Here is a 15,904-nt window from a genome sequence, read left to right as displayed (position 1 = left end):
CGGGGAGAATAAAATGAGAGCACAACCCAAAGCGTCGCACTTCATCGATGGCGAATATGTCGAGGACGCGGCCGGCACGATGATCGAGAGCATCTATCCGGCGACCGGCGAGGTAATTGCGCGGCTGCATGCCGCGACGCCGGCGATCGTCGAGAAGGCAATCGCAGCCGCGAAGCGGGCACAGCCCGGATGGGCGGCGATGAGCCCCACGGCGCGTGGCCGCGTCCTGAAGCGAGCCGCCGAGATCATGCGCGAGCGCAACCGCGAGCTTTCCGAACTCGAGACGCTCGACACCGGCAAGCCGATACAGGAGACGATCGTCGCCGACCCCACGTCCGGCGCGGACAGCCTGGAATTCTTCGGCGGCGTCGCGCCCGCCGCGCTCAACGGCGACTATATCCCCCTCGGCGGCGACTTCGCCTATACCAAGCGGGTGCCGCTCGGCGTCTGCGTCGGCATCGGCGCCTGGAACTACCCGCAGCAGATCGCCTGTTGGAAGGCCGCGCCGGCTCTTGTCGCTGGCAATGCCATGGTGTTCAAACCGTCGGAGAACACACCGCTTGGCGCCCTGAAGATCGCCGAGATCCTGATCGAAGCGGGCCTGCCCAAGGGGCTCTTCAACGTCATCCAGGGCGACCGCTCGACCGGGCCCCTGCTTGTCAATCACCCGGGTATCGCCAAGGTCTCGCTCACCGGTTCGGTGCCGACTGGCAAACGAGTGGCGGGCGCCGCCGCGGCCGAACTCAAGCACGTCACCATGGAACTCGGCGGCAAATCGCCGCTGATCGTCTTCGACGATGCCGACCTCGAAAGCGCCATCGGCGGCGCCATGCTCGGCAACTTCTACTCGACCGGCCAGGTCTGCTCAAACGGAACCCGCGTCTTCGTGCAGAGGAGGATCAAGGACTCCTTCCTGTCGCGGCTGAAGGAACGCACCGAGACGATCGTCATCGGCGACCCGATGGACGAGGCGACGCAGCTCGGGCCGATGGTCTCCAGGGCGCAGCGCGACAAGGTCTTCTCCTATATAGAAAAGGGAAAGGCGGAAGGCGCGCGGCTCCTGACCGGCGGTGGCATTCCGAACCATGTGAGCGGCGAAGGCACCTACATCCAGCCGACAGTCTTTGCCGACGTCTCGGATGAGATGACGATCGCACGCGAAGAGATCTTCGGCCCGGTCATGTGCGTCCTCGATTTCGACGAAGAGGCGGAGGTCGTCGCCCGGGCGAACGCGACCGAATTCGGCCTCTCGGCCGGCGTCTTCACCGCCGACCTCACGCGCGCCCACCGCGTCGTCGACCGGCTTGAGGCCGGCACGCTCTGGATCAACACCTATAATCTCTGCCCGGTCGAGATCCCCTTCGGCGGATCGAAACAATCCGGCTTCGGGCGAGAGAATTCGGTCGCGGCGCTCAACCACTATACCGAGCTCAAGACCGTCTATGTCGGCATGGGACCGGTCGAGGCGCCGTATTGATGTGATTCACCTTCCGCTCGCGGGAGAGGTGACTGGATACGGGCGGGTGCCGGTCATCCTCCGCAGCCGTAGCGCAGCTACGGCGGAGGAAGGGCAGCCGGATGAGGGGCCATCAGGGATACAGGAAGACCACCATTATGCAGGCAGATTTCGTCATCGTCGGTTCCGGTTCGGCAGGCTCGGCGCTCGCCTATCGCCTGTCGGAAGACGGCAAGCATTCGGTTATCGTGCTGGAGTTCGGCGGCACCGACTTCGGTCCGTTCATCCAGATGCCGGCAGCACTTGCCTGGCCGATGAGCATGAACCGCTACAATTGGGGCTATCTTTCTGAGCCGGAGCCGCAGCTGAACAACCGCCGCATCACCGCACCGCGCGGCAAGGTGATCGGCGGCTCCTCCTCGATCAACGGCATGGTCTATGTGCGCGGGCATGCGGAAGACTTCAACCGCTGGGAAGAACTCGGAGCCCAGGGCTGGGCCTATGCGGACGTGCTGCCCTATTTCAAGCGGATGGAGACCTCGCATGGCGGAGAGGAGGGCTGGCGTGGCACCGACGGGCCGCTGCATGTCCAGCGCGGACCGGTCAAGAACCCGCTCTTCCACGCCTTCATCGAAGCCGGAAAGCAGGCCGGGTTCGAACTGACGAAGGATTACAACGGCTCGAAGCAGGAAGGTTTCGGGCTAATGGAACAGACGACGTGGAAAGGCCGGCGCTGGTCGGCGGCGTCCGCCTATCTGAAGCCGGCGCTGAAGCGCCCGAACGTCGAACTCGTTCGCTGCTTCGCCCGCAAGGTCTTAATCGAGAACGGCCGGGCCGCCGGCGTCGAGATCGAGCGCGGCGGCCGTATAGAAGTAGTCAAGGCCAATCGCGAAGTGATCGTCTCCGCCTCGTCCTTCAACTCGCCGAAGCTCTTGATGCTCTCCGGCATCGGCCCGGCCGATCATCTGAAGGAGATGGGCATCGAGGTGAAGCTCGACCGTCCGGGCGTCGGCCAGAACCTCCAGGACCATATGGAGTTCTATTTCCAGCAGATCAGCACCAAGCCGGTGTCGCTTTATTCCTGGCTGCCCTGGTTCTGGCAGGGTGTTGCCGGTGCGCAATGGATGTTCTTCAAGTCCGGCCTCGGCATTTCCAACCAGTTCGAAGCCTGCGCCTTCCTGCGCTCTGCGCCCGGTGTCAAGCAGCCCGATATCCAGTACCACTTCCTGCCGGTGGCGATCAGCTATGACGGCAAGGCAGCGGCGAACTCGCACGGCTTCCAGGTGCATGTCGGCTATAACCTGTCGAAATCGCGCGGCGCCGTGACTCTCCGCTCCTCAGAGCCGAAGGCCGATCCGGTGATCCGCTTCAATTATATGAGCCATCCCGAGGACTGGGAGAAATTCCGCCACTGCGTACGGCTGACGCGCGAAATCTTCGGCCAGAAGGCCTTCGACCTCTATCGCGGGCCAGAAATCCAGCCAGGCGAAAACGTGCAGACGGATGAGGCGATCGACGCCTTTCTGCGCGAGCACCTGGAAAGCGCTTATCACCCCTGCGGCACCTGCAAGATGGGCTCTAAGGACGATCCGATGGCTGTCGTCGATCCGGAGACGCGGGTGATCGGCGTCGACGGCCTGCGTGTCGCCGACTCCTCGATCTTCCCGCATATCACCTATGGCAATCTCAACGGCCCTTCGATCATGACCGGCGAGAAAGCTGCCGACCATATCCTTGGCAAGCAGCCGCTTGCCCGCTCCAACCAGGAGCCCTGGATCAATCCGCGCTGGGCGGTCAGCGACCGGTGATTCTACTCCAAGAGGAACCCGATCCAGCGGCCGGCAACAACCGCCCCGGTCCAGATCGCTAACGAAAGCAAGCCTGAAAGGCGGACCCGCCAGGAAAGCGGTCCGCCATTTACGGCGGCGCGCCATTGCGGCGCGAGGTGCAATAGAGTCGCATTGGCGACGCCGAGAGCGAGCAGCGACATCTTGGTCAGAAACGCTGGATTGCCGGCATATTCAAGCGGATTGACGCTGAAGAGGCAGAAGCCGGTGGCGATCGCCAGCGCGACGCCGACGGCTGCGGCGCGCGACAGGAACGGTCCGATCACTGCGACCGGAACTGCCCGGATTATACCCAAGAGCCTTAGGTCCAGCGGCAGGATCGCGCCGATGATGATCCCGATCGACAGGATATGGGCGGCGTTCACGAAGATGTAGAAAGTTGCGGAGCGCCGGAGCGCGACGGCGACCGGCAGCCCTGCGATCCACTCCAGTGTCGCCACCGCTTCCATCAGTTCGTCTGGATCCGGTCCGGATAGATGTCATAGACCTTTCCGGCGACGGTGATCCGCACCGCTTTCATCCGCTTCTCGTTCGGGTCGAGAGAGCGATTGCCGAGCACCACGATCGGATCGCCGACCTTCGCGACGCCTTCGACGAAACCCGAACGTTGAGTGAGCCGCGGATTGCCGAGTTCCACGCGCCAGACGCCGTCATTTTCCGTCTCCACCCGCAGCGTCGGATGGGGCGGCGCCATGGAGATTTCGCGGATCACGCCGGAAAGCTCGACCTGATCGGCCTCCGCCCAGGACCAGCCGTGATGCGCATAGGCTCCCGAGACGAGGAGCAGGCCGAGCAAGCCGGCTATGGGAATGCGTGTCGACAACATTGTCTTTCCTTCCCTGTCCAGATTGATTTCCTGAACTTGGAGCGCGGCCGAGAGAAGAACAGCAGGTTCACCGATTGTTGAACGCGAGGCGCCCTCCGGCGGCGCGAAAAGGGTGTGGACGTTGCGCCACCTCTCCCCCCAATCGCCTCGCCAGAATGCGGCATCTCGGATTTGTGCTCGGCGAAGATCGCCGCTAAGAAGACGACATGCCTTCCAACTTCGTGAAATGCCAAGGTCCTATGGGGCTCCTACGACGTTTGGCGGCCGAGACTCGTCTTCTGGGCAGGGGCCATCGCGGTCGGGATCATCAGCGTCGTCTTCGCCAATTTCGCCGATTGGGCGCAGCACCCGTTTCACGAACTGACGGAGAGCGGTCGATGGGGCTTCCTGCTGCCGCTTCTGATGACGCCGGCCGCCTTCGTGCTCTCGGCCTGGCTCGCCATCCGCTTCTTTCCGAATGCGCAAGGCAGCGGCATTTCGCAGGCGATCGCCGCGCGCGAACTCCATGGTCCGCAGGACCGTGCGAGGCTCCTGTCGCTGCGGCTTGCCTTCGGAAAAATCCTGCTGACGGTGCTCGGTCTTTTCGGTGGGGCCTCGATCGGGCGCGAAGGGCCGACGGTCCAGGTCGGCGCCTCGATCATGCTCGAGGCCGCCCGCTGGGGCGGCATGGCGCAGGCGCGCGGCCTGATCCTAGCCGGCTCCGCCGCCGGCATCGCGGCCGCCTTCAACACGCCGCTTGCCGGCATTGTCTTCGCCACGCGCCAACGGACTTGCGCTGACGGCCGTCATCCTGTCGGGGCTCGCAGCGCTCGGCCTTTCGGGAAACTACACCTATTTCGGCACCGCCTCGGTGGACGGCAAGCGGCGCCCGCGACTTTCTGCTCATCGCCGTCTGTGGCGTCGGCGGCGGCATGCTGGGTGCGGGATTCAGCGTTGCAAGCCTCCGGCTGACGCGGCGCATCCGCCGCTGGGCCCAGCCGGAGCCGCTGAAACGCATGCTGATGCTCGCCGGCGGCTGCGGCCTGGCAACGGCCGTAATCGGCGTCGTTTCGGGCGGCGCCACCTTCGGGACGGGCTCCGAGCAGGCCCATGCCGCCGTCGGCGGCGAGCCCCTGCCCTTCTTCTTCATCGGCAAACTGCTTGCAGGCTTCGCGGCGATGAGCTCCGGCATTCTCGGCGGCATTTTCGCACCGTCCCTTGCCATCGGCGCCGGCCTCGGCAGCAGCTTGAGTTCGCTCCCCGGTGCCAGCATCGCGCTCGGTGCCGTGCTCGGTATGGCCGGCTACTTCGCCGGTATCGTCCAGGCACCGATGACGGCCTTCGTCATCGTCATGGAAATGACCGGCCACCACCAGGGCGTCATCCCGCTGATGGCCGCCTCGATGCTCGGCTATGTCACATCGCGGCTGATTTCGCCGGAGCCGCTCTATCACGGCCTTTCGCGGACCTTCGTCGCGCAGAGTATCCTGCTGCGCCGAAGCGGCGCCAAAAGCCAGGCCGCCGCGCAATGACGCGCCAAGCCCGCTCGCCCGACGCCATTTTTCAAGGCTTTCGGCGAAGAGAGAGATATTTGCTCCGATAGCGCGGCATTAGAAACCGCTATTTCTGTCCTTTGTCACGAACGGCTGCGATATTCCGTGCTCAATGGAACAGGATCGAGCCATGACCACGCAATCCCTCGAAACCAAGGCGCAAGCGCTGAACGAAGAGCTGGGAGCCCTGGATCTTGCCGGACGGCTGGCGCTTGTCGCCGGTCTCGACGGCCGTGCCGTTTTCACGACCTCGCTCGGAATCGAGGACCAGGTTATCACCGCGGCCATCGGCACCAACCGCCTCAACATCGATGTCGTCACTCTCGAGACCGGCCGTCTCTTCAACGAAACGGCCGCACTGATCGGCGAGACCGAGGAAACCTACGGCATCGCAATCAGGCGCTTCCACCCGGAAAAGGCCGATATCGATGCCTATGTGGCGCAATACGGCATGAACGGCTTCTACGACAGCGTCGAGGCCCGGCATGCCTGTTGCGGCGTGCGCAAGCTGAGGCCGCTTGCGCGCGCGCTTGAAGGGGCAAACTACTGGATCACGGGACTCCGCCGCGGCCAATCGGGCAACCGCGCCACCACGCCCTTCGCCGAAGCTGACCTCGAGCGGGGGCTGATCAAGGTCAACCCACTTGCCGACTGGGACATCGACGCGATCCACGCCCATGTCGCGGCCGAGGCCATTCCGGTCAATCCGCTGCACAGCCGCGGCTATCCGTCGATCGGCTGCGAGCCCTGCACCCGCGCCATCAAGCCAGGCGAGCCCGAGCGGGCCGGGCGCTGGTGGTGGGAAAACGACGAGAAGCGCGAATGCGGCCTCCACGTTGCGGAAGCCGCTTCGTCCAGCATCCCGAACGCAAGCAGCGCCGCCTGAAGGCCGGGCGCCCGCACCAACGAGACACGTATCCTCCCCGGAGTTCGAAATGCCCCACACCCATCCGGAAACGGAATTGCACAACCCGCAGAGCACCAGGCCGCCGCTCGACCCGCATCTGAAGGCACTGGAAAACGAAGCGATTCACATCTTCCGTGAGGTCGCCGCCGAATTCGAGCGTCCGGTGATGCTCTATTCGATCGGCAAGGATTCCTCCGTTCTGCTGCACCTGGCGCGCAAGGCCTTCTATCCCGGCCGCGTGCCCTTCCCGCTGCTCCATGTCGATACGGGCTGGAAGTTCCGCGAGATGATCGCTTTCCGCGACGAGATAGTGGAGAAGTACGACCTCGACCTCGTCGTCCACACCAATCCGCGCGGTGCCGTCGAGAACGTCACACCGTTTACGCATGGTTCGGCGCTTTATACCGACATCATGAAAACCGAAGCCCTGCGCCAGGCGCTCGACGCCGGCCAGTATGACGCCGCTTTCGGTGGCGCGCGCCGCGACGAGGAAGCAAGCCGCGCCAAGGAGCGCATCTATTCCTTCCGCACGCCGGACCACCGCTGGGATCCGCGCAATCAGCGCCCGGAACTCTGGAATCTCTATAACGGCATGATCCGCCGGGGCGAAAGCGTGCGCGCATTCCCGCTCTCCAACTGGACCGAGGTCGACATCTGGCGCTACATCCAGGCGGAAGAAATCCCGATCGTGCCGCTCTATTTCGCCGAGAAGCGGCCGATCGTCGAGCGCGACGGCATGATGATCCTCGCCGAGGATCCGCGCCTCGAGCTGCTTCCGGGCGAGACCAAGCGCGAAGAGGTCATCCGCTTCCGCACGCTCGGCTGCTTCCCGCTCACGGGCGCGATCCGCTCCAGCGCCACGACGCTCGACGACATCATTTCCGAACTTGAAACCGCGACCGTCTCCGAACGCCAGGGACGTGCGATCGACCGCGACCAGGCCGGCTCGATGGAAAAGAAGAAACGCGAAGGATATTTCTGATGACTGCACCGGCAGTAGCAAACGCAGCCCTGGACGAAATCGCCGTTGCCCTCCCCTCACAGGAACCGGCGCGAGCCACTCGTGATTCCCGGCCGTTGCGCCTCATTACCTGCGGTAGCGTCGACGACGGCAAGTCGACGCTGATCGGCCGCCTGCTTTGGGATACCAAGGCGGTGAAGGAAGACCAGGCGGCAAGCCTGCAGCGCGATTCCAGCGGCAAACAGAACGACCTCGGCCTGCCCGACTTCGCGCTGCTGCTCGATGGGCTGCAGGCTGAACGCGAACAGGGCATCACCATCGACGTCGCCTATCGCTATTTCTCGACCGACAAGCGCTCCTTCATCGTCGCCGATACGCCCGGCCACGAGCAATATACCCGCAATATGGCGACCGGCGCCTCGACCGCCGATCTCGCCGTGCTGCTCGTCGATGCCCGCGTCGGCCTGCTCGAGCAAACCCGCCGGCACGCGACGATCGCAACGCTGATGGGCATCCGTCAGTTCGTGCTCGCCGTCAACAAGATCGACCTGACGAACTACGACCGTTCCCGTTTCGAGCAGATCTCGCATGAGTTCAGGGAACTGGCGCTGTCGCTCGGCGTGCGCCAGGTGACGGCGATCCCGGTTTCGGCGCTGAAGGGCGAGAACGTCGTCTATGACGGCCGCGCCTCAATGCCCTGGTACGAGGGCCCGACGCTGATCGAGGTGCTGGAACTGGCGACGACCCGTTCGGCCCAGACAGTCGGTTTCCGCCTGCCGGTGCAGCGCGTGTCCCGCCCGGGCGAAAGCTTCCGTGGCTATCAGGGCACGGTTGCCGGCGGATCGGTGAAGCCCGGCGATTCCGTCGTAATTCTGCCGTCCGGCATGGTCGCGAACGTGACGAAGATCGTTACCTTCGATCTTGTGCGTAACGCAGCCGTCGCCGGCGACGCGATCACGCTCGTGCTCGACCGGCAGGTGGACGTCTCGCGCGGCGACATGATCGCGGCGATCGATAGCCAGCCGATGACCGGGCTTGCCTTCGACGCCCACATCGTCGCGCTGCAGCCGGAGGGCATCCAGCCGGGCAAGCGCTATTGGCTGAAGTCCGGCAGCCGCCGTCAGCGCGTGCAGGTGCAGCCCATCAGCCAGCTCGAGCTCAAGTCCGGCAAGTGGAACCACGCCGACGAGCTGCCGATGAACGCCATCGGCAAGGTGCATCTGACCTTCGATGAGCAGGCGATCTTCGACACCTACGAGCAGAACCGCACGACCGGTGCCTTCATCCTGATCGACCCGGACACCAACAACACGGTGGCCGGCGGCATGATCAACGCAAGGCGCGCGACGATCGGCGGCATCCATGCCGAGGAGCACCGCGTCATCATGTCGCTCCCGGCCGATCTCGCCGATCAGTTGATGGCGACGGAGATCTTCGCCAGCCGCCGCGAGGACGTCGACATCCGCCGCGTCAACGCCGCCAAGGCAATCGAGGCGATCGACGCCATCGACGAGTAACCGATGTCGCCGTGCACTTTGAATTGCAGCACGTCTTCGTCCTTGTTGCAGTAGCGGCCGCTTCTTCGTTCAAGGCCGGTGGATCGTTCCCATCGGCTGGGCGATCGCAAACCGAGATTTAAGCTTGCCGCCGACTTGTCCTCGTCCAGACCTCTCGACCGGCGAACGGTGTTTAGAGTGGCTCGTCGGAAATGATGATCGATCGTGCTGTTCCGCCGTTTTCGGACGCTTGCGGGACAGCCCGCTTGCGGAAAGTGCACCGGCCTCCCGCTCTCAACACTTCAAAAGCGATCACCTGCCCGATTTACGCGGTTATACGAACCGCACGCCTGGATAATGCGAGATTTCGAACGCGTAAAACAAAGAATTTCCAGCTCCTTGGCTGGGCGCATTCTTCGCTATTTCAGCCGTCAGAAAATAATTCTTGTAAATAACGGTGGGCTACCCTATATAGCTCACATCGATATTGATCGACGATATTTGTTACCGCGCCTGGCGCATCGTCACGAAAATCCTCACAAGATCGGTCTAATACATCGCCTCTGGGCGACGTTTGTTTTCCCATGCGATTGAAAGGGATCATCGTGAATTCTGGAACCGTAAAGTGGTTTAACGCCACGAAGGGATTTGGCTTCATTCAGCCGGAAGATGGCGCGGCCGACGTGTTCGTGCACATCTCCGCCGTCGAGCGCGCCGGCATGTCTTCCCTCAAGGAAGGTCAGAAGGTCGGCTTCGAGCTTGCCCAGGACCGCCGCACAGGCAAGACGTCGGCAGAAAATCTCCGATCCCTCTGATCGAACGGCGCATGTTATTATCGCCTCCCGGCTTTTGACCACGGATGTACTGGCACTGGCCAGGTGAGGCGATGAGGAAGGTCGGGTTCTCCCGGCCTTTTTTGTTTCGGGCAAAGGCGAGGCGCATTGCGCGCCGGACCGACGGCGAACCGAACTGGAGAACATATGACTGCACATCGATACAAGATCGGCGACCGAGTCGTTCTCAACGAGGCACCGGTCCGTTTCGTCAGCCAGAAAGGTCCGTGCCGAATCGTCGCCTTGCTGCCGGCATCCCTCAACGGCCCGCAATACCGCGTTCGCTTCGAGGGCGAGAACTTCGAGCGGTGCATCGCCGAGTCCGACGTTGACAACGAAAAATCCTTTCGCGCCGTGCCGGCAGGCGTTGAAGGCGACGCGCGCGATGGGGGCGCGTGGGTGACGCCCCTCGCCACGACAGTCAGACGTTAGCACGTCTGAAAGGACGCGCGGCGCTGTCGTTTCCGCCACCAACCAAGGCACCCGTCGGTGCGACACCATGGAGGTATATTTGCAAGTCACGGTTCGAGACAACAATGTCGAGCAGGCCCTTCGGGTGCTGAAGAAGAAGATGCAACGCGAGGGGCTTTTTCGCGAAATGCGCGCCCGAAGCAGCTATGAAAAGCCGTCGGAGAAGCGGGCCCGCGAGAAGGCCGAGGCCGTGCGCCGGCAGCGCAAGCTTGCCCGAAAACGGCTCCAGCGCGAAGGGCTCTTGCCGGCACCGAAAAAGGCGCAGCGCCCTCGATAACACCTGCGGCGCCTCTGAGTTTTGCCGCAGGTTTTTCGATTTGAAGACAAAGCCATGCGGCTGTTCAAAGTACTGAGACGACATTGCGCGCCTGATCGTCTGATCGGGCGCAGCGCCGCAGGCGGCACCTTTACTCCCGTTCGTTTATCTCACATGATGTGGATTGCATGGAACGCGGGTCGCCGGCTCGATTTGCATCCATTCCGCCCCGAACTCCGGACGATCGCTGCGCATCCACAAGGTGCCAAAGGGTACTTCGGAAAGATCTCATGGACGCCTTCCCCAGTCACCTGACGGCAGAACTCCAGGAAAACGAAATCGATCTGCTTCGGACCGTTTTCGGCAAGCTCTGCACCGAATACGGGATCGCCGCCCAAGGTGAGCAGACAGAACATCTCGCCCGCTTCCTCGTGGGTGAACTCAGGCAGGGCGTCAGCGACGAGGATGCGCTGCTGGATGCCGCACGCCGGTTCCACGGCCACGGGGCTTAACCCCCGCCTGTCGGCCTGAGAACGAATGCGCCGGCAGACGCAAAACGAAAACGAAAACAGCAGTATCAAGGGGGGGTCGGCTGGTCGGAGTGGCAAGATTCGAACTTGCGACCCCCACGTCCCGAACGTGGTGCGCTACCAGACTGCGCTACACTCCGTGACCAGCGGCGCCTCTATAGAACAGCCTTCGCGATTGCACAAGCGGCGATCTCAAAAAAGAAAGCGGCTTCGCCAAAAAAGTCGGACCGGTGGAAAAGCTGGCGCGCGAGGGAAATAGGGCGTTTCTGCAACGCTTTGGATTTTCCTTGATCCGCCGAGTGCCGGCCGATTTTCTTTCGCCGGCTTTGGCGCTAGAGCCTCGACGAGAGGTGGGGAAACCCGGGAGTCGGGTCTTCGACGCCGCGAGCTTCAGGACAGGTCAAAGGGACAGAAACATGAATTTCCGCTTGATGGCGGCGGCCGGCCTCGCGCTGGTCATCGCCGGCTGCACGACGACGACAGGCGTGGCTAGAAACGCGGTCGAGAAACGCTGGCTCGGCCAATCGGCCGGCCCCTTCTTTGCCGAATTCGGCCCCCCGATTTCCGACGTCGAGTCCGGCAGCGATACCGTCTATAGCTGGAAGGGCGGCTACAAGACCCGCAAGGTCCCGGCCCAGTACGAAAAAACCGCTGACGGCAAGCGCGGCAAGCGCATCTCCGCCGCGCGTACCGAATATTTGAGCTGCTCCGTCCAGCTTACCGTCTCCTCCGACTACGTCATCCGCTCGATCCGCGTCCTCGGCGACCGGAAGCGCGAAGGCGGCCCGAGTTGGTGTGAGGAGTTCTTGGGGGGCGCGAAGGCGGAGTGATCGGCCAATGTGCAATCGAACCCGCTGACGAAAGTCGGCGGGATTTGTTTCATGGCGGACCCATGAGGCGAGGCTTAATATCTGCCTCGTCCAGCTATCACTCTATCCCGCTGTTCTGAAAAGACCGCTTTGTGCCCGCGATTTCGGGAGGGTTTTCCGGCTCGGGTCCGCGGCGAACTCGTTGATGTCAACCGTGTCCGTGTCGATGGCGAGCGATAGCGACATGATCACCGGTTTCAAGGGCAGCCATTACGAGATTGTGGCCATGCATTTGCGCTGGATAGACGAGCTCGTGTAGATCATCGCGTTTTCCTCAAGCTCATCCACGTCGGAAAGCGCTATGCAGATCGCCATGGCTTCGCTCTTGCCCCGTTGGCTCCATGGCGACCCCTGCCCTTCATGACGCACTGCGAATCACCAGATCCATTGTCGTGTTATGCCCCTTCCCACCGCTTCTATGCAGCGGACTCGCAGGATTTCCACGCCTTCATTTAGACCTCGGCCCCGAGGGTCGTATCCGGAAAAAATACAAGTTGCCCGACTAAGCGGCGTACTGCGGATGCCAATGCTCGAAGAGAACGAGTGGCTGGGGCGCCTGGATTCGAACCAGGGAATGGCGGTACCAAAAACCGCTGCCTTACCGCTTGGCTACGCCCCAACTCAGGCCGGCGGGATACTGCCGCGCCAAATCGTGCGCCTGATTAGCAAAGCTCGTGCATCGCCACAATGCTTAACTTCGCATTGCCCGCAGATTTTGTTGACCATATGCCCTGCCTTACGCATGCAGCCGCACCGTCCAACGGACGCCTTCCACTAGGCCGAGAGCATGGACAATGCCGTTTCCTCCGTCCGTCCTTTGTCCTATTGTCGCCCGCAAATGGAGAACGCCATGAGCCAGTTTCGCGCACGTCCGCCTGCCGTCCCGACGGTGCTCACCGACGACGCCGTCGTCCGGATCATCCGTTGGGACTTCGAACCCGGTGCCGATACGGGACATCACGTCCACGGGCTTGGCTACGTCGTGGTACCTATGACGGACTGTCAGTTTTTGGTGGAAGAGGAAGTTGGCACCCGCCGGATCGATGTCGCCAAGGGCGCCGCCTATCGGCGTGACGCGGGTGTGGCACACAATGTCGTCAAGGCCGGCAGCGAGACCATGTCCTTCATCGAGATCGAGTACAAGTGAAGGCAAGACGAATGCAGGGCCCGGACTTCGACCTCGATTTCAAACCTGCCCATGGCGAGGCGGTGCCGGTCGCCGGCGACGTGCAGCGGATCACCGTCAACAATCCCGGCCCTTTCACCTTCCACGGCACCAACACCTATATCGTCGGCCGCGGCTCGGTCGCAGTGATCGATCCGGGGCCGGAGGACGAGGCGCATTTCCGGGCGCTAATGACAGCGCTCAAGGGCCGCGAGGTGACACATATCGCCGTCAGCCACACGCATCGCGACCATTCGCCCCTTGCCCGCCGGCTGAAAGAGGCGACTGGCGCGGTCATCTTTGGTGAAGGGCCCCACCGGGCAGCGCGACCCCTGCATGAAGGCGAGAGCAATCCTTTCGCCGAAAGCTCCGACACGGATTTTGCGCCAGACATCGCGCTTGCCGATGGTGAGCGGATCGAGGGCGACGGCTGGAGGCTGACCGCGGTTGCAACGCCGGGGCACACCGCCAACCACATGGCCTTCGCGCTCGACGGCACCGGCATCCTTTTCTCCGCAGATCACGTCATGGCCTGGGCAACGAGTATCGTCGCGCCGCCGGACGGAGCGATGGCCGATTATATGGCCTCGCTCGACAAGCTGCTTGCCCGCGAGGACCGGCTCTACCTGCCCGGCCATGGCGGCCCCGTCACAGCGCCCGACTCCTTCGTCCGCGCGCTGAAGGCGCACCGGAAGATGCGCGAGCGCGCCGTTCTCCAACGACTGCGCGCCGGCGACCGGATGATCCCGGACATGGTGAAGGTGATCTACGCGTCGACCGACCCGCGCCTGCACGGTGCGGCGGCACTTTCGGTACTCGCGCATATCGAGGACCTGATCGAGCACGGTCGCATAGAGACCGACGGCCCGCCCTCGCTGTTCGGGGAGTTTCGGCTCGTCCTCTGAGATAAAGAGCGCCCGCGATTTCGTCGCACCGACGCCAAATTCCCCGCAGGAGGAGGTGGCGAACGGCTGCGTAGAGCGCCACGGGACCGTCAATCCCCCGCGATCCCGAGGAGTTCGGCATCGAGCGTCCGCAGGAATTCCTCGGCGAAGGCTGCGCCCATACCGAGATCGTGCGGGCCGTAGCGCGAGGCGACGCGGAGGTCGACGAAGGTGGTTTCCGCCTCCTCACGCAGACGAACCAGCACATCGAAGCGAAAGCCGACGATCAAAGTGCGCCACTCGCCCTGCAGCACCACGTCGCCGGGGCGCCGTCCCGGTATGCCGCCATCCACGCCTGGTGGGGCCGGACGCACGGCCGGTACCGGAATCACTTGCAGTTCCGTGCTGGTATCCACGCCGGCGCCGGGGCGAACGGCAAGGTCCTCGAGGTCGGCGCGCGCATTTTCCACGCCGAGTTCGGCGGTGGGGCTCATGCCCGTTTCGTCGACGACCTTACGCACGCCTTGGAACACCCGGTCGAGAGCACCTTCATAGCGCCGGCCAGTGAGCCCGGGATAGGCGACGATCTGCGCCTCGCGATCCTCGGGCGTCACGATCGGCCTGCGCTTCATCCAATTCTCCTCGGCCTTGGGTGCCCTGATCCAGGGCGGCGGCATCACCGTATCGGTGCTGATGTCATAGATCGCGGGGCGCATCAGGTATTGCGCAGCGCAATAACCAAGGAACGCGATCGGAAGCGCCGCATAGAAGAGCGCCGACACGGACGCCTTGCCGCCCATGGCCGCCATCTGCCACAAGCGCGCGAGCCCGACCGCCGCGAGCAGCACGCCGGCGGCGGCCAAGGCGGCGGCGGCGAAAGCCAGCACCAGAAAATGTGGCGTCGTCAGCGGACCGAAGCGATGCGCGGCAAGCGACAGCACGAAGATGAGGAAGCCTATGCGGGCAAGCCGGCGCGCCCAATGGGCGGCATAGGAATAGGGACGCTCGTAGCGAACAACCATGAACGGAATCATTCCCCGCGACGGAACAGAGCAATCTTCTTAACCGATGGAGGTGTCGCTGGGAACCTGGCTGGCGGCCCTCGGCGGGGCGTGACCGCTCCAGTTGTGTCAATGCCGCAAATTCGCCATTCTCCTTAACCAGTTATTTACCAGACTCGCTTCCAACGGCACAGTTGCGCCGCGATGCGAGACTTGGAGGCGAACGGCCGGCGCCTGCCAGACGGCGCGGGCCTTCACGGAGAGGTATCATGGCCGCATCGGAGAACAGCATTGAGCTCACCCGCCCCGTCGCCGCGCGCCAGACCGGCGAAGCGGCCATCCCGATGGCGCTGCTCGAACTCGAGCTTTCGCTTGACCACTTCTCCGGCGACGAGGACGATTTCGACGACTTCGTACGCACGGTCGCCAAGGACGTCGGCGGCGAGTTCCTGTTCGCCTTGCCCGCCTCCGGCCTCATCGATGATTGCCTGAGCATCGCCGTCCTGCGTCTCGGCGCCGGGGCAGACGAGCCCCCGACGATCCTTTTCGTCTGTCTCGACGCGGATGGAAGCACGGTTCGCGCCGAAGAGTCGGGGGAAAGGACCGCCGGGCTCAGGAATTTCGCCGAAGCCTTTGTCGGCGTGCTCGAGCGTATGTAATTGCCCGAGAATTGACACCCCCCACGGCGGCGCGGCGTCAATCGAATTGCGCCCGGCGGATCACCTGACTCGCACGAAAACGGCGCCATTCGTTCAGCAGCAGACATGGTGGGCGACCGCGAATGTTAGAGGCGTAGCCAGAGCGGGGCTGCGACCGCCCGGTCGCCGTCGAGCCGCGGGGACCGTGCGGCAGAATCCGTAATCCAATAGG

The 15,904-nt window shown here is 63.3% G+C and carries 16 protein-coding genes, 2 tRNA genes and 1 pseudogene; 14 read left to right on the top strand and 5 right to left on the bottom strand.

The annotated features are described in order from the left end of the window. Positions 1–13: 13 nt before the first annotated feature. Complete coding sequence (betB, locus tag EKH55_RS02770; protein WP_151610933.1) at positions 14–1,477, top strand: betaine-aldehyde dehydrogenase; 1,464 nt, start codon at positions 14–16, stop codon at positions 1,475–1,477. A 137-nt stretch (positions 1,478–1,614) separates the two neighbouring features. Beyond that, positions 1,615–3,264 (top strand): choline dehydrogenase, encoded by a 1,650-nt coding sequence (gene betA / locus EKH55_RS02765; protein ID WP_069460443.1) that lies wholly within the window; start codon positions 1,615–1,617, stop codon positions 3,262–3,264. 2 nt (positions 3,265–3,266) lie between these two features. Here the strand turns inward: betA and EKH55_RS02760 are convergent, their stop codons facing one another. After that, positions 3,267–3,752, bottom strand: a complete 486-nt coding sequence (locus EKH55_RS02760) for a DUF6644 family protein (RefSeq protein ID WP_069460442.1) — start codon at positions 3,750–3,752, stop codon at positions 3,267–3,269. Then, the gene (locus EKH55_RS02755) at positions 3,752–4,129 is read right to left on the bottom strand and encodes a DUF6152 family protein (RefSeq protein ID WP_151610932.1); all 378 of its coding nucleotides are present in this window, start codon (positions 4,127–4,129) and stop codon (positions 3,752–3,754) included. The genes EKH55_RS02760 and EKH55_RS02755 overlap by 1 nt, the downstream gene beginning before the upstream one ends. A 228-nt stretch (positions 4,130–4,357) precedes the next feature. Here EKH55_RS02755 and EKH55_RS02750 point away from each other — a divergent pair. The 8 genes and pseudogenes from EKH55_RS02750 to EKH55_RS02710 all read left to right on the top strand — a co-directional run. Beyond that, a pseudogene (locus EKH55_RS02750) lies at positions 4,358–5,640 on the top strand (chloride channel protein); the annotation flags it as partial. 151 nt (positions 5,641–5,791) lie between these two features. Then, entirely contained in the window at positions 5,792–6,547 is a 756-nt protein-coding gene (locus EKH55_RS02745) for a phosphoadenylyl-sulfate reductase (protein WP_106407924.1), read from the top strand. Between the two features lie 49 nt (positions 6,548–6,596). Next, positions 6,597–7,550, top strand: coding sequence for a sulfate adenylyltransferase subunit CysD (gene cysD / locus EKH55_RS02740; RefSeq protein WP_069460439.1), 954 nt, complete (start codon positions 6,597–6,599; stop codon positions 7,548–7,550). Then, entirely contained in the window at positions 7,550–9,046 is a 1,497-nt protein-coding gene (cysN, locus tag EKH55_RS02735) for a sulfate adenylyltransferase subunit CysN (RefSeq protein ID WP_151610931.1), read from the top strand. The genes cysD and cysN overlap by 1 nt, the downstream gene beginning before the upstream one ends. 584 nt (positions 9,047–9,630) lie before the next feature. Then, positions 9,631–9,840: a cold-shock protein gene (locus EKH55_RS02730; protein WP_069460437.1), complete on the top strand. Its 210-nt coding sequence runs from the start codon at positions 9,631–9,633 to the stop codon at positions 9,838–9,840. A gap of 165 nt (positions 9,841–10,005) precedes the next feature. Beyond that, positions 10,006–10,290 (top strand): hypothetical protein, encoded by a 285-nt coding sequence (locus EKH55_RS02720; RefSeq protein ID WP_069460436.1) that lies wholly within the window; start codon positions 10,006–10,008, stop codon positions 10,288–10,290. Between the two features lie 79 nt (positions 10,291–10,369). Further along, complete coding sequence (rpsU, locus tag EKH55_RS02715) at positions 10,370–10,606, top strand: 30S ribosomal protein S21 (protein WP_069460435.1); 237 nt, start codon at positions 10,370–10,372, stop codon at positions 10,604–10,606. A 269-nt stretch (positions 10,607–10,875) separates the two neighbouring features. Beyond that, positions 10,876–11,097 (top strand): hypothetical protein, encoded by a 222-nt coding sequence (locus tag EKH55_RS02710; protein ID WP_069460434.1) that lies wholly within the window; start codon positions 10,876–10,878, stop codon positions 11,095–11,097. A gap of 81 nt (positions 11,098–11,178) precedes the next feature. On the opposite strand, the gene EKH55_RS02705 is transcribed toward EKH55_RS02710, so the two are convergent. Then, positions 11,179–11,255: transfer RNA gene (locus tag EKH55_RS02705), tRNA-Pro, on the bottom strand. A 276-nt stretch (positions 11,256–11,531) separates the two neighbouring features. On the opposite strand from EKH55_RS02705, the gene EKH55_RS02700 reads away from it, so the two are divergent. Next, a complete protein-coding gene (locus EKH55_RS02700) occupies positions 11,532–11,945 on the top strand; it encodes a hypothetical protein (RefSeq protein ID WP_069460433.1) in 414 nt (137 codons plus the stop codon). A gap of 583 nt (positions 11,946–12,528) precedes the next feature. Here EKH55_RS02700 and EKH55_RS02695 read toward each other — a convergent pair. Next, positions 12,529–12,603: transfer RNA gene (locus EKH55_RS02695), tRNA-Gln, on the bottom strand. A 231-nt stretch (positions 12,604–12,834) separates the two neighbouring features. Here EKH55_RS02695 and EKH55_RS02690 point away from each other — a divergent pair. Both EKH55_RS02690 and EKH55_RS02685 read left to right on the top strand, forming a co-directional pair. After that, positions 12,835–13,131: a cupin domain-containing protein gene (locus EKH55_RS02690; RefSeq protein WP_069460432.1), complete on the top strand. Its 297-nt coding sequence runs from the start codon at positions 12,835–12,837 to the stop codon at positions 13,129–13,131. Positions 13,132–13,142: 11 nt separating this feature from the next. Beyond that, positions 13,143–14,054 (top strand): MBL fold metallo-hydrolase, encoded by a 912-nt coding sequence (locus EKH55_RS02685; protein WP_069460431.1) that lies wholly within the window; start codon positions 13,143–13,145, stop codon positions 14,052–14,054. A gap of 89 nt (positions 14,055–14,143) precedes the next feature. Here the strand turns inward: EKH55_RS02685 and EKH55_RS02680 are convergent, their stop codons facing one another. Then, positions 14,144–15,055 (bottom strand): DUF1499 domain-containing protein, encoded by a 912-nt coding sequence (locus EKH55_RS02680; protein ID WP_069460825.1) that lies wholly within the window; start codon positions 15,053–15,055, stop codon positions 14,144–14,146. A 248-nt stretch (positions 15,056–15,303) separates the two neighbouring features. On the opposite strand from EKH55_RS02680, the gene EKH55_RS02675 reads away from it, so the two are divergent. Beyond that, positions 15,304–15,693 carry a hypothetical protein gene (locus EKH55_RS02675; protein ID WP_069460430.1) on the top strand — a complete coding sequence of 130 codons (390 nt, stop codon included), beginning with the start codon at positions 15,304–15,306 and terminating at the stop codon, positions 15,691–15,693. Positions 15,694–15,904: the final 211 nt, after the last annotated feature.

The sequence above is a fragment of the Sinorhizobium alkalisoli genome (assembly GCF_008932245.1).
In the GTDB taxonomy this organism is placed as follows: Bacteria; Pseudomonadota; Alphaproteobacteria; order Rhizobiales; family Rhizobiaceae; genus Sinorhizobium; species Sinorhizobium alkalisoli.
This window is presented reverse-complemented; position numbering and strand designations above follow the sequence as displayed.

Bases quoted from the DNA above. Each gene is read 5' to 3' on its own strand.
- EKH55_RS02710 (WP_069460434.1), top strand. From the start codon at position 10,876: ATGGACGCCTTCCCCAGTCACCTGACGGCAGAACTCCAGGAAAACGAA.
- EKH55_RS02690 (WP_069460432.1), top strand. From the start codon at position 12,835: ATGAGCCAGTTTCGCGCACGTCCGCCTGCCGTCCCGACGGTGCTCACC.
- EKH55_RS02685 (WP_069460431.1), top strand. From the start codon at position 13,143: ATGCAGGGCCCGGACTTCGACCTCGATTTCAAACCTGCCCATGGCGAG.
- EKH55_RS02680 (WP_069460825.1), bottom strand. From the start codon at position 15,055: ATGGTTGTTCGCTACGAGCGTCCCTATTCCTATGCCGCCCATTGGGCG.
- EKH55_RS02745 (WP_106407924.1), top strand. From the start codon at position 5,792: ATGACCACGCAATCCCTCGAAACCAAGGCGCAAGCGCTGAACGAAGAG.
- betB (WP_151610933.1), top strand. From the start codon at position 14: ATGAGAGCACAACCCAAAGCGTCGCACTTCATCGATGGCGAATATGTC.
- EKH55_RS02720 (WP_069460436.1), top strand. From the start codon at position 10,006: ATGACTGCACATCGATACAAGATCGGCGACCGAGTCGTTCTCAACGAG.
- EKH55_RS02700 (WP_069460433.1), top strand. From the start codon at position 11,532: ATGAATTTCCGCTTGATGGCGGCGGCCGGCCTCGCGCTGGTCATCGCC.
- betA (WP_069460443.1), top strand. From the start codon at position 1,615: ATGCAGGCAGATTTCGTCATCGTCGGTTCCGGTTCGGCAGGCTCGGCG.
- EKH55_RS02755 (WP_151610932.1), bottom strand. From the start codon at position 4,129: ATGTTGTCGACACGCATTCCCATAGCCGGCTTGCTCGGCCTGCTCCTC.
- cysD (WP_069460439.1), top strand. From the start codon at position 6,597: ATGCCCCACACCCATCCGGAAACGGAATTGCACAACCCGCAGAGCACC.
- EKH55_RS02675 (WP_069460430.1), top strand. From the start codon at position 15,304: ATGGCCGCATCGGAGAACAGCATTGAGCTCACCCGCCCCGTCGCCGCG.
- cysN (WP_151610931.1), top strand. From the start codon at position 7,550: ATGACTGCACCGGCAGTAGCAAACGCAGCCCTGGACGAAATCGCCGTT.
- EKH55_RS02760 (WP_069460442.1), bottom strand. From the start codon at position 3,752: ATGGAAGCGGTGGCGACACTGGAGTGGATCGCAGGGCTGCCGGTCGCC.